This is a genomic window from Bradyrhizobium sp. AUGA SZCCT0169 (assembly GCF_018130085.1).
Classification (GTDB): domain Bacteria; phylum Pseudomonadota; class Alphaproteobacteria; order Rhizobiales; family Xanthobacteraceae; genus Bradyrhizobium.
On record NZ_JAFCMC010000015.1, the window covers coordinates 47,824 to 59,731 of the forward strand.

An 11,908-nucleotide genomic window follows, 5' to 3' on the forward strand; every position below is an offset into this window, starting at 1 on the left:
TTGAGATGGCTTGCCCGTAGTAAAAGTTGGATATGGGACAAATCGTATAACTTTTACTATTCCCGCCATCTTTCACCGGTGCCTTGCGCTCGATCGACGAAGTCACAGGGCCGAGTTAGCGCCTCAAACAAGTTGATGGCGTCATGCCGCGGCGCTGCCAGTATCTCGAGTTCGTCGAATTCCGGAAACCGCTCCCTGAGGCTGTCCACGAGTTTTCGGACCGCTTTGGTCGGTGGGGTTGCGTTCCTCATAAACGGGGCGTTGGGCTTGGCTGCGTTCGTAACATCGCTGACTTTGACTTCTTCGCCGACCGCAATAAACCCGGCCTCATTCAACGCAGCAGCGAATTCCTTGGCAGTCATGTCCTGATAGGCGGCGAAACCGGCGAGGCCTCTCTTGAATGCTCGGCACACATCGCGGCGAAGTCTCCTGATGTCGCCGTTCTTACTTCTCATGTATCGTTCCATGCCGGGGGTAAGCGATGAAGCCGTGTCAAAGAAATCGGCGAAATCGGCGAAATCGTTCGTCGTCTTGAGGCAGATTTTCGTCTTGTTGTAGAAATCGTTCCAGACAGATCTCACTTGCTTGAACTCAGAAACGGATTTCCACGGCTCCGTGCTGAATATCAAGTGTGGCTTCGGGCCGGTCGAAAGTGGCTTTACGCCATCAACCTCCGTCATCCCCGCAGCATACGGCTTCCGCTTGAAATCGTATTCCATGCTGATGTGCTTCTCGGACTTCTTCTTCACGAGGTCGGCGTTCCAGAGAAGCATTTCGCGGATGCTTGTGAAGTAATCCAATTCGATCTTGTGCTCGGCGCTGCGCCTGAAGAAAAGTTCGGTGATGTAATCATTCTGCTCGGATACTTCCGTGCTGTGGACTGGCGACTTGATGCCCGCTTTGGCCAGCACATACCGTTCGCTTTCGACAGTCTCATCGCCTGGCCTAATCGTCGCTTGGCCTCGCGTCCGCCAGCCAAGAACCTGACGAACACGATGCTTCTCCGATAGCACCTCTGGATCGCCTTTGAGTGCGTTGCGAGCATCTGAGAAACGCTTGGCTATCGGGCCGCCCTTGGCAGCTTTCATCTCCCTGTCGGTCGCATTTGTGATGAATCCGTCCGTCGTCACGCTAAACACCATCTTGTCCCGGGGAATGCTGTTCATGATCTCGCCGACGACGGCGCGGACAAATGATGTGATATATGCGGCGTAGAATGGATTGCTGATCGCGCTCTCCCCAATCCGCTCGCCTCGCCTTTTGCGCAGGCTGAAGACGCGCTTCTCGCGGAGCCCTTGTGCAGTCTTACCGTAGCAAGAGTTGGTCAGCTCCTTCCAGAACGCGTTCTCGATTTTGGTGGGCGCTTCATCACGCTTCCGTATCGTATCCTTGATGAACTCGAAGAATACCTTGTCATTCGTGTCTTGCGGAACTGCGACCCCGTGCTTGAGTGTTAACTGGCAGCCCAGTTGCTGAGCCAACTCAATCTCAGGGCGGGCGCAGTAGCTTCGGCCAGACAGTGGGAAGATGATCCCGTTCTGGCTCCTCATGGGGAGCGTCGGGTACCGAGTGTCGTCCGGAAACTTAAAGTCGACGCAGACAAATGCGGCGTCCTCGTCTCGTAAGTCATTCAGGGAAGCCAACGGTCGTATCGCTCGCCAGTCGAGACGGCCAATGGTTGCCATCGCGGTAGGATATGCGCCGGTCAAGTCATAGTCGTACCAATCATCCTCAAAACTTGGCCCGAACCATAGCTGTTCATTGCGACCACCATGATAGCACTCTGTCACGAAATCAACGAACCAGCTGATCTCTTCCAAAGGTGGCTTGTGGTTCCATTTCCGAAACCCCTGCGATTTCTCGTCCCAAACGACTTCCGCTACCTTCTCCTTGCCGACCAATTCAATCGGATCACGCTGCGGCTCGCCCTCTCTCCATCCTTTGATCAGCAGCTTCATGCCAATGTTTGATAGCGCACTGGGAACGAAATCTTCTCCAGTGACCTCCTGATACATCCGCGTCAGCTTGAGAAAATACTTGGCGCTGATCTCGGCATCGATTAGTGCGTATTCTCGAAAGGTCGCCCAGTCCGTATTTCGGAGGCTCTTCATATTCGCTTTGAGTTTGAGCTCTTCGTCGTCATCATCTGATAGTCTGATCTTCTCGCGTTCGATTAGCTTTCCGATCTCGGCTAGACTTTTGCGGCCGGCTGGAGCCAGCAGCATCGTGTCCCGCACATAAACGCTAAGATCGACAGTCTCCTCAGCTCCGTCGTCAAAGCTAACCTTAAGCGAAATCGGTGCAGACGCTGACACGAGGGAATTTCGGACGTTCTGCAATCGCCAAAGAAGCTGCTTGCGGTCCTCGAATGCTGGGAGATCGGCTCTGTTGTAGTGCGCGACGAGGATAATTGTCTTAGGTACTTGTTGTTTCTTCTTCGCACCGAGAGACAGCGCGAATACAATGAAATCCGTGAAGGAAAGGCGATCGTTATCGTCGGGAATCGCGATTCCGCTCCACTCCACGCCATTGCTGTTGATCGCGTGAAATTGATACGACAAGACCTCGTACTTCGCTTTGCCTTCCGCAATAGCATCATTCTTGAAAGCTTCCTGCGGTGATTGATATTCCGTGTCGAAGCCGAGCACCATGAACTCTGACCTCTTCACGTCCTTGATCATAGATCGTGGAAACGAATAGTCGCGTTTGCGGCCCTTCAGTTTGTCGCGAACCCGCGCTGTGTTCGTGGTCTCAAGGAAGGCCGACTGATCGACCTTTGGCTTCTCGGGTGCCGGCTCGTCCGGCTCGGTCTCCTCCTGCTCAAGCTCGACAAAGTCTTCGTCGTTCATATCGACCGCCCGCCAGATTCCCAGCCAGTGTAGGGATTTCGTCGGCGGCTTGCTTCTGTTAAACGGTGCTACCCACAGAGGAGTTGCGCATGTCGTTTGAGGATCGGTTTAAGAAGGATGTGCTGGCTAGGCTCGATAGGGCAGAGGCGGCCATACCGGGATACGAATTCACCGCCATGCGCGATCTGATTGACAAACAGGGTGCGGTCATTACAGCCAAGCGCGTTCTCGACATCAACCATGTGACCAAGCTCCAATCTGGCCTGGAGAAACTGGCCGAATACGATTTGCTAGACTGCTCAATTGAACAAGCTGCTATTGATCACGAGTCCAGTGGAGAATTCACGACAGAGGAACTTGACGTCGCGAAGACTCGATTAGTGATCATGCGGCGAAAGACAAAGAAATAGGCTCGACAGTCAATTGGTTTTCAGTCGATGTTATCTGATAACATTCTAGCTTCATATCCTGGCTGTCCAAGACAGAGCATTCAGCGATCGTGGGGCAATCCCCAGCTTCTGAGACATTCTGATCCTCGACTCGCCCTTTAGCGACTGCGCCTTCGGCACTCCGCACTTCCATTAAATGGTTACGTGCTGGCTTTGGAGTACAGTTAGCTATTAAACGCCTCCACGCGAGACGCCGTCTGCACGCACACGACTGATCGGTTGCTTGCTTGTGCACTCCACAATCCGGCAGCTTTCGATAGAGCCAACCTTGTCAATAGAGCCATCTCGGCGCATTAGCCAAGCCAATGACACGGCCTTATTCTGGACGGATTTGACGCAGACGCTTTGCGTTCTCTCCGCGTAGGAGCGTCCCGTGTGATTAGGACCGTCGCTCTTGGAGTAATTTGCCTGGCCGGGCTGGGTGCGATTGCCGCAGCCGCCAAGAAACCAGCGTTGCCACAACACGCCGAGATCGTATTCCCGAAGGTTGACGGCAACAAAGCTGATCGGCTGCCTCTTATGCCTCGTCTGGATACGCCAGATGACGTGGAGAGGCTGGATGTCGCTTACGTTCCACCTGTCGAAGCCCCTTCAGAACTACAAGTGCCGCAAAAGGTAGCGAGTCAACCGCTTCCCCGCATCGTATCTCGTCATTGGCACGATCCGCATGACCGGAAGTTTTTTGATGCAGCCAAACAGAGAACCAGTAAATCAAGGCCGCCAACGAAAAACTCCGCTGACCGAGCGCCCAAACGCGTTACTGACGTGAAGGAGTGTCGTTCAGATGGCTTGGATCCGCTCTTGAGAAAACTAAACCTATCGCCACAGTGCGGGTAGTGACGTTGCCCCTGGGGCCTGCCAACTCAGACGCTGGCAAGAGACCAATCCGTATTCTCCGTGTAGGGTTGATTGATAGATACGGTCTGCGGGGGCAAACATCAGGAACATCAAAGCCGACGCCAGTCCATATTACTTCGGCGGCTGCAATTCGACCTGTCAGGCAGCATGCTCCGCTTTTGGGTTTCGCTGGTCCAGCAACGCTAGTACCTGGTCGGACGAAACCGGCCGTCCTATGAGATATCCCTGGGCTTCATCGCAGTTGGTCTCGCGCAGGTATTCAAGTTGCTCCCTGGTTTCGACGCCTTCTGCTACGACGCAGATCCGCAGATCCTGAGCCAGCCCAATCACGGATTTCACGATCGCCGCACAATCCGGCTGGATCAGCATGTCGCGGACAAAGGACTGATCGATCTTGATACGGCTGAAAGGCAATTTACGCAGATAGGTCAACGACGAATAGCCTGTTCCAAAATCGTCGAGTGCTACTGTGATCCCTAATTGCAGTAATGAATTTAGCACGGTGGATGCGGGGCCATATTTCGAGACCAGCATCGACTCCGTCAGCTCGATTTCCAGACGTCCGGGGGAAACACCGGCATCCGCAAGAGCGCGCACAACAGTCTGCAGAATATTTGCGTTTTGAAACTGCACCGCCGAAAAATTCACTGCAATCCTGACGTCTGCCGGCCAGTGCGACAGCGTTGCGCACGCGCGTCGGATAACCCATTCTCCGATCGAATGGATCAGCCCGCTCTCCTCGGCAATCGGAATGAATTCATCCGGCGGGACCAATCCACGCACGGGATGCCGCCAGCGCAGCAGGGCCTCGAAGCCGGTCACACGGTTCTCGCGAAGGTTCAGAAACGGTTGATAGACGAGAAAAAGCTCCTCTCGTGCGATCGCTCCTTCCAGGTCATGCTGCAACGCCCGCCGCTCGCGAGCCGATACGTCGTCGCTTGCCTGAAAGAACTGGATCGTGCCGGGTCCCACTTTCTTTGCGCGATAGAGCGCGACATCTACATGCTTCAGGAGATCGTTGGATGTGCTACCATCACGTGGCGCCAGCGCAATTCCGATACTGGCGGCGCCCACGATTTCCCGTCCCTCGATGAGGAATGGATCGGCAAACGCGGCAGCGATCCGTTCGGCGAGCGCAAGTGCCTCTTCTGCCTTGGTCAGATTTGTCACAATTATCGCGAACTCGTCACCACCAATGCGCGCGACAATTTCCGCCTCCCGCGTGCATCGTCGCAATCTCGTCGCAACCTGGATGAGGAATTCGTCGCCTGCCGGGTGACCAAACTGGTCGTTCACCTCCTTGAAGCGATCGAGGTCAAGCAGAAGAATGGCAAATTCCTCGCCGGAGTGAGACAGCCGAGTCAGACCGCTTCCGAGGCTTTCGTTGAAGGCAAAGCGGTTCGGTAGATGCGTAAGTGGATCCTGGCGGACAGCCTTCTCGGTTTCCAGCTGGTTAATCAGCCGTCGTGTAAATTCAAAGGAATAGGAAAATACGCCGCGCAGAAGGACGCATGCATAAACTACGACCAGGATTGCGACCAGCAGGTAGGTAAAATCGCCACTTCTGCCGATGCAGATCGCTGTGCCGACAAAGATAGGAGCGGTGAAAGCAATCGCCGCCACCGGGATCGTGGCGAAGGCGAATGCTCCACCCGCAAGCATCCCAGCACACAGGCAGGTCATCACCAGTTGCCCGCCGTTGGTGGCGTTTGCAAAGAAACCTATCGGAACGATCGCCCAGGCGCCTCCAAGAATGAAGGCATTTCGCACGAGTCGATGAATGGTCCGACGGGACACAAATTGGGGCTTTGCAACCCGCCACGATGCCCGCGCTTTCACTCCGAAGAATATCGCGCAGAAAACTACGACGGCAGCCCATAACGCCGCGAATATCCCGTCAGGCGAATTCCACAGCGCCATTGCAAGCACTGTCGCATTGCAGGCATTGGCCACCATTATGCTAGGTGCATGGCGCAGCACGAGGGCGATCTGCTCGGCACGAATGAAGCCTGCGACCACTTCCCCCGTCGGCGGACCGCCAAAAGCTGCTAGATCACCGGCGAACAGCTTTGAGAAATAGGAGCTCAGATACGTCCGCATTCTAGACCCCCGACAGCGGCTGCTGGACGCTGACGCCAATCTTTGGAAAGTCGCCGGTATTCTTTGAGAAAATATGAACTATGCAGTGCGACACGAACGCTATCGAAGTTCCACGGTATGGATAACCAATTGGTGTTGATGCGCTCGATCCAGGAACAGGCTCTTTCCGTCAGGCAGTTCCGAGCAGGTTCGATTGCAATCCGGCAACTCAGGGAATTGAATGCTTGCTACCTCTGAACCGGCATAAGCGCATGCTGCGATGGCGAGCACCTTAACGATCTCGAACATTTGTCGCCCCTTACTGCTTGTTGGAGGCAGCCTAGAACGGATTCGTTTCGGACCGTTTAGGGAAGTTGGTTTTCACGTCATTGATCGACTTGGTAAACAGGCTACTCACATCAATTGATACCGTTGGTTCACTATGGATCGCTGGCTGTTCCTGGAACGCACTTAGCTATTAAAGCTTCTCAACACGAGCCGCTTTCTGCGTAGTACGATCGATCGGTTGCCTGAGAGGAGACTTCACTCAGCAATCAATTGGCAATTGGCCCAATCTATGGAATCGAACAGCGAGCCCTTCTGCCGCTGCTTCAGTATGTAATCGGTCCATCCGGTATCCGGTTGGTCCTGGATATCGACTTGGCGATAGCCGAAGTCTGTCTTTTGCCACTGCTCTCGAATGGTATTGCTCAACCTTTCGAATGAGCAGTGATAGGGCCGGTCGATAGTGCAGTGATAATGGAGGCGATGGTCCGCGCTCATTTCAAGAACTGCGATCATCGATAAACGTCTGCCATGACGTTTCGCTGCGCTGCCAAGAATCGCATGCTCAAGACGATTGCGAAAATGGCGAAAGTTGTTTGATGCGACGATGGAATCGGCGGCCTGCGAACCAGCGCGTTTCTTCATCGTTAGAGTGACGGCGACGGGATTCTCGAAATGGATCGATTCAACTAGCCGACGCAGCTCAAACTCTGCTTCACGAGCAGCGGGAGACATTAATATGCGATTGGCTGCCAACGCTTCTGGCGACGCAGCCGGCATAGAGTGCGAAGGAGGAAGTGACGGCACTTGTTGCTAAGGATCAACACTGCTCCAGCTGGCCCATTGAGGACAAACTTCTCCTCGCCACTCATCGTATGACCCCGCTTGGTGATCCAATACTTGCCATGGCTTTGGCGGCTGTACAGCGTCTTTCGCAAGTCCATAAGCTCACCGAAGTGCTGAGGCTTGTTTGAGCGCAGCCATTCAAGAACATCGGTAGGCGGACCGTTCGCGTAGCGCTCACGTTGCTTCAACTTGCGAGCTGCTTGAGCCGAAAGCGGTGGCGGTGGTGGGATGATTGGCTCTGGATTCTCCCAGAGCGGCGGCGCGTTGGACATGTTTCTCCGTTTCGTTGCGAACTGGGATTGTAAGCCGACATCAATGATGTCTGCTCCGATGGAGATATTTAGATTTCTGTCGCTAAGCCCTTCGCAGATCAGGACGATATTTTTGACCCAGCTCGCTGTTGTCTGAATGCCAAATCGGGGGGACGGCCGCTCCATCGTCAATCAGAGGAGTCCAGCATGGCAAACCGTCCGAATATCTCTCTCGTCTCTGTTCAGAAGCCGACCGCGAATACACCAATCCTGCAGCGCCGCAACAAGTTCACCGCCAGCATCGAGCAGCAGATCACCAAGATCGGCCTATTCCGTGAAGGAAAGCGGATTTCCCGCGAGCAATTCTGGGTAGATGGATCGGGCGCGATCTATTTCCAGCTTCGCTATGGGAAGCAGCCGCTGGAGCTGGAGAAGGGCAAGAGCACGCTGAAGGCATCGACGTTTGATGATCTGGTCGAACAGCTTGACCAGATCAAAACGATCGCCGTGGCCGGTGGTATGGACGAGGCGCTGGCCGCCTGCGCAAATGCGGTCAGGTCGAACTTCAAGACCGCTAAGGACAAGAAGGCGGGGAGGAGTTAGTTCATGTAGCCGACCGCATGTCCGGGCACCTCATAGCCGCTCAATGGTGCGGGGCTCCATCCAGTGTTTTGCCGGATCGCGGCGCCGCTCATACGTTGAATTCAACGGGGTCGGTCGACCGTTCTTGGGCAGTTTGGCGATATCCTCGAAATCGGCAGATGCGCGATCTCGGCTGTCGCTTATTGACCCACCGCTTTAAATCGACAAAATGAACTGCGGTCTGGGAGAGAAAGATGATTCAGAGAGGACTATGGGGGCGGGAGAATAAGGCGCGAGTCATTCTTGATAGCCCCTGGAAATGGCTTCTTCTCCCCGGCCTGATCATCCAGTGGTTCTTGTACATGTTTCCGGCCGGTGGCTACGGACGTGTTGTCTCGGAGACTCGCGTGTCGAGAAGCCCTCTGATGACCTATGTCCTGAGTGCCGTCTTCTATCTTTTTGCCTTTCCTCTTCTCCTTTTGCTCTTTCTTGCCTTCATAGCTCGGTGACCCGTGCCTCGACGCAAGACGGCCCCTAGCCCGATCGAATTTCTTGCTTCGCTTGTATTCCTGGCCCTCTGCGGCGTTGCACTGTTGGTCCCCTATCTCTGGACGACAGCGTTTTACCTGTTCCCTGCATTTTTGGTCTATCTGTTGGCAAACGCATCTTGGCAGCCACGACCGACCCTGCTGGCGATGACAGCCGACCAGATGAATGCCACATGGGAGGCATTTGAAACCAACAGAGATAGATTTCTTCAGGAAATTAGCGCCGTAAAGGATCGCGGTGAGCGGGACGGTATTCGTTACCTGCATCGCGAAGATCGTTTTGAGATGAGGTCACGGCGTGGGCAGGAGCTGAATCGGGAGCTTGAGTGGGCCAGAAGCTTGCTATCAGACGTTCAAGAGCAGATCGGCGTCGCTCGGGCGCCTGAAGGTCTTCGTTTGCTTACCTGGGCAAATGCTTTGGGTACTTGGTACCGTGGACGCTCGTTTCGGTTGGCACTCATTGTCGCGCTGCTAACGTGTGTTGGCGTAGGTATCGTTTGGGAAGTGTACTCCTACGTAAACAAGTACGAACCTGTGCAAGCTTTGGTGTGGAATCCGGCTCCAGTCCTGATCAGATCTGGAGTCGTTTTTGGCGCTCAGCTTGGGTGGCTGTCTGGCTCTCTAACGCTCTCGTTTCTCCTTCGATACTATCAGCGCATCGCTGCTGGAAACTCGAATGATCAGTATCTGCAAGAAGCGTATTCGTCGGTCAATGATTATGAGGAAGCGGAGGAAGGAAGCGGAGCGGCATCGGATTCAGGAACGCAGGCCATTCCTGATCCGTATGAAATCCTGAATGTCTCGCGGGAGGCTTCAATAGAGGAGCTAAAGAACGCCTACCGCGATGCAATAAAGCGCTGTCATCCTGATACGGTCGCCGACCGAAGCAAGATCATCAGAGATGCCGCAGAAGCCGAGGCTCAGCAGATCAATAGTGCTTACGAGATTATCCGCAATGAGCGAGGATTCAAATAGGGTTGCAAGCCCGATCTTCCGGCTGGTCACAAGGCGGCGTATTAGCTCTTCCGGGCCGCTTTCCGAATTGGTCGCTGGAGGAAGTCGGCCGGTTCGACGTGAAGAACGGCCGAAAGCTTCACCAGTATTTCCAGACCGGCCCAGGTTGCACCCTTCTCAAGCTTGCTGATGTAGCCGCGATTTATGTCGGCTTCATATGCAAGCGTCTCCTGCGAGAAGCCGCGCTCCCGCCGAATCCTCCGCAAATTCGCTGCAACAACTTGGCGCCAATCCATGGGCCAAATTGACCAAGCTGTCGCTTATTGACCCACCGCTTTAAATCGACAAAATGCGCCACGTGGAGGAGGAAAGAACCTATGACTCAGGCTGACCATGCAACTGTTACGAGGGCATGTGGAAAATGCGGCACTAGCGGGTCGGGCGACTTCTGCTCGACTTGCGGCAGCGCACTCGATGCCGCAAGCGGAAAGTCAGGGGCCTTGAGGACTGTCGTGGGCCTCTGCTTTGTAGCCGCGCTGCTTTATGTCACCTTTTTGGGCATTCCAAACCCATTCGGCTCTAAATTAGATCTCGCAATTGAGATATCGCCGACAGAAAGTCACCGATTTGGCTTCGTGTTAATTACAAACGTGGGGAAGGAACCAGTCGAATTGAGCGAAGTGCGTATCAATGGTCGGACCAACCCTGATTGTGTGAGCACCCAACGGAAGAAGCTGGCGACTGGTGAAAAGACTGTCGTAGCTACCAATGGTATATTCGGGCCGTGCGGAGACATCGTTCGAGTAACTGTGGTCACAGATCACGGGGAAGCTGATTACAAAATCAATTGGTAGTTCTTGGCATGGCCGTCCGCGACAAGTGCGTAACCACTTGTCGGAAGATCGGTCAGCGCCCTGTTCGTTGTCGCTGGCGCAGCCATAGGCACTCCTTGCCGCCCCGCTGGCTCTGGAAACACGAATCCGGCACCTATGTTAAGTTCACGCCCGCCGGCGCGGATCTGTTTGCTTGATCGGCGCCGGTGGTCTCAGCTCGCCATTGATCCAGGGATCGGCACTATCCATCGGATCGCCCCGATCGCATTTCTCGCAAATGTAGCGCGCACCCAGCAAGGCCGGCTCACGCACCAGCGGACCTCCACATTTCGGGCAACTCTTCGATGGCACAATTCGAGGCACGCATCGGTCTCCTGCAACCGCGCTTCACGCGACCAGACCTGCGGCCCGCAGCGTCATCAGGAAGAACGTGCCGGACATCAGGCTCCAGAAGCCCGCGAGCACGGTCTCCAGCACGATCGCGAAGGGGCGCCGCTCGATCTTGGTGCCGCGCAGCGTATTGCGCATGATGATGAAGGGTGCGGCAAAAACCAGCAACGGAACCGCGGCAAACGTCCTGGGTGCCACGCCATCCAAGAGCAGTTCGAAACCGGCGGATCGCGCCGCCATGGCCTGGTAGCCGCTGGCCAACGCGCCTGCGAGCGCAAAACCGATGCAAATGGAAAACAGGGGATTCAACGCATCGGAAGAGACGGCGAACTGACGCACCCTTTTGCCTACGGATTGAGAGACCTTCCAGCCGTGGCTGTGTAGAACGTCTTCGGGTGTTCGCTGCACAGGGCGGTGACAGGTCATAGCGATGGTCGGGCCGCCACGCGGAAAGCGTGCGCCCAATGGATCATCTGCCATCTGAAAAACCGCCGCGAGCCCAACTGCTCGCCGAACGCGCCCTGCGCATGATGCGCGATATCTGGGGGCTGCGATGGGCTTTCTTGGTTCTCTTGGCCTACTTCCTTGTTGGCCTGTGGGGCGGATTGCGTTCGGGATCCCCTTGACCGACGCGGCTGACGATCATGCTCTCGACTCCGCAGCAGTCATCGCGGATCAGGAAACCTGTTCTTCTATCCAACGAAGATAGTCGTCCGAGCCGCTCTTGATGTCGAGCATGATGATTTGCGGAATATCGTAGGTGTGCTCGCGCTTGATCAGTTGTTCGATCTTGGAAAAGTGGGCCGCGACGGTCTTAATTGTGAGCGTGTATTCATTGTGGTTGTGAACTGTTGCCTGCCAACGATAGAAACTGTCGACTTCTCTTATCTGCACGGCGGCGGCGAGGCGCGAATCGACAAGCTGCTTCGCGATCTTACGCGCAAGAAAATCCTGCTTCGTTGATGTGAGAATAAGGACAGGCAA

At 54.9% G+C, this 11,908-nt stretch carries 11 protein-coding genes; 3 read left to right on the forward strand and 8 right to left on the reverse strand.

Annotated elements, in window-relative coordinates:
* Positions 1 to 56: 56 nt before the first annotated feature.
* Positions 57 to 2,849, reverse strand: a complete 2,793-nt coding sequence (locus JQ609_RS18625) for a DNA polymerase (protein ID WP_212274469.1) — start codon at positions 2,847 to 2,849, stop codon at positions 57 to 59.
* A gap of 89 nt (positions 2,850 to 2,938) precedes the next feature.
* Here JQ609_RS18625 and JQ609_RS18630 point away from each other — a divergent pair, with 89 nt between their 5' ends.
* On the forward strand, positions 2,939 to 3,259 hold the full coding sequence (locus tag JQ609_RS18630) for a hypothetical protein (protein WP_212274470.1): 321 nt from the start codon (positions 2,939 to 2,941) through the stop codon (positions 3,257 to 3,259).
* A gap of 1,035 nt (positions 3,260 to 4,294) precedes the next feature.
* Here the strand turns inward: JQ609_RS18630 and JQ609_RS18635 are convergent.
* From JQ609_RS18635 to JQ609_RS18650, 4 genes are all read right to left on the reverse strand, one after another.
* Complete coding sequence (locus JQ609_RS18635) at positions 4,295 to 6,256, reverse strand: bifunctional diguanylate cyclase/phosphodiesterase (protein ID WP_212274471.1); 1,962 nt, start codon at positions 6,254 to 6,256, stop codon at positions 4,295 to 4,297.
* A 99-nt stretch (positions 6,257 to 6,355) separates the two neighbouring features.
* A complete protein-coding gene (locus JQ609_RS18640) occupies positions 6,356 to 6,544 on the reverse strand; it encodes a hypothetical protein (protein WP_212274472.1) in 189 nt (62 codons plus the stop codon).
* Between the two features lie 234 nt (positions 6,545 to 6,778).
* A complete protein-coding gene (locus JQ609_RS18645; RefSeq protein ID WP_212274473.1) occupies positions 6,779 to 7,255 on the reverse strand; it encodes a hypothetical protein in 477 nt (158 codons plus the stop codon).
* Positions 7,255 to 7,809 (reverse strand): hypothetical protein, encoded by a 555-nt coding sequence (locus JQ609_RS18650; protein WP_212274474.1) that lies wholly within the window; start codon positions 7,807 to 7,809, stop codon positions 7,255 to 7,257. Before JQ609_RS18650 ends, JQ609_RS18645 begins: the two co-directional genes overlap by 1 nt.
* Before the next feature lie 15 nt (positions 7,810 to 7,824).
* Between JQ609_RS18650 and JQ609_RS18655 the strand changes: the two genes are divergently transcribed.
* Entirely contained in the window at positions 7,825 to 8,220 is a 396-nt protein-coding gene (locus JQ609_RS18655; RefSeq protein WP_212274475.1) for a hypothetical protein, read from the forward strand.
* A gap of 572 nt (positions 8,221 to 8,792) precedes the next feature.
* Positions 8,793 to 9,722, forward strand: a complete 930-nt coding sequence (locus JQ609_RS18660) for a DnaJ family molecular chaperone (protein WP_212274476.1) — start codon at positions 8,793 to 8,795, stop codon at positions 9,720 to 9,722.
* A gap of 41 nt (positions 9,723 to 9,763) precedes the next feature.
* Here the strand turns inward: JQ609_RS18660 and JQ609_RS18665 are convergent, their stop codons facing one another.
* The 3 genes from JQ609_RS18665 to cutA form a co-directional block, all read right to left on the reverse strand.
* The gene (locus JQ609_RS18665; protein WP_212274477.1) at positions 9,764 to 9,997 is read right to left on the reverse strand and encodes a helix-turn-helix domain-containing protein; all 234 of its coding nucleotides are present in this window, start codon (positions 9,995 to 9,997) and stop codon (positions 9,764 to 9,766) included.
* A 924-nt stretch (positions 9,998 to 10,921) separates the two neighbouring features.
* Entirely contained in the window at positions 10,922 to 11,263 is a 342-nt protein-coding gene (locus JQ609_RS18670) for a DUF6949 family protein (protein WP_212274537.1), read from the reverse strand.
* Between the two features lie 336 nt (positions 11,264 to 11,599).
* Complete coding sequence (cutA, locus tag JQ609_RS18675; RefSeq protein ID WP_212274478.1) at positions 11,600 to 11,908, reverse strand: divalent-cation tolerance protein CutA; 309 nt, start codon at positions 11,906 to 11,908, stop codon at positions 11,600 to 11,602.

Excerpts from the sequence above, each read along its gene's own strand:
- JQ609_RS18625 (WP_212274469.1), bottom strand. The coding sequence starts at position 2,849 with ATGAACGACGAAGACTTTGTCGAGCTTGAGCAGGAGGAGACCGAGCCG.
- JQ609_RS18630 (WP_212274470.1), top strand. The coding sequence starts at position 2,939 with ATGTCGTTTGAGGATCGGTTTAAGAAGGATGTGCTGGCTAGGCTCGAT.
- JQ609_RS18635 (WP_212274471.1), bottom strand. The coding sequence starts at position 6,256 with ATGCGGACGTATCTGAGCTCCTATTTCTCAAAGCTGTTCGCCGGTGAT.
- JQ609_RS18640 (WP_212274472.1), bottom strand. The coding sequence starts at position 6,544 with ATGTTCGAGATCGTTAAGGTGCTCGCCATCGCAGCATGCGCTTATGCC.
- JQ609_RS18645 (WP_212274473.1), bottom strand. The coding sequence starts at position 7,255 with ATGTCTCCCGCTGCTCGTGAAGCAGAGTTTGAGCTGCGTCGGCTAGTT.
- JQ609_RS18655 (WP_212274475.1), top strand. The coding sequence starts at position 7,825 with ATGGCAAACCGTCCGAATATCTCTCTCGTCTCTGTTCAGAAGCCGACC.
- JQ609_RS18665 (WP_212274477.1), bottom strand. The coding sequence starts at position 9,997 with ATGGATTGGCGCCAAGTTGTTGCAGCGAATTTGCGGAGGATTCGGCGG.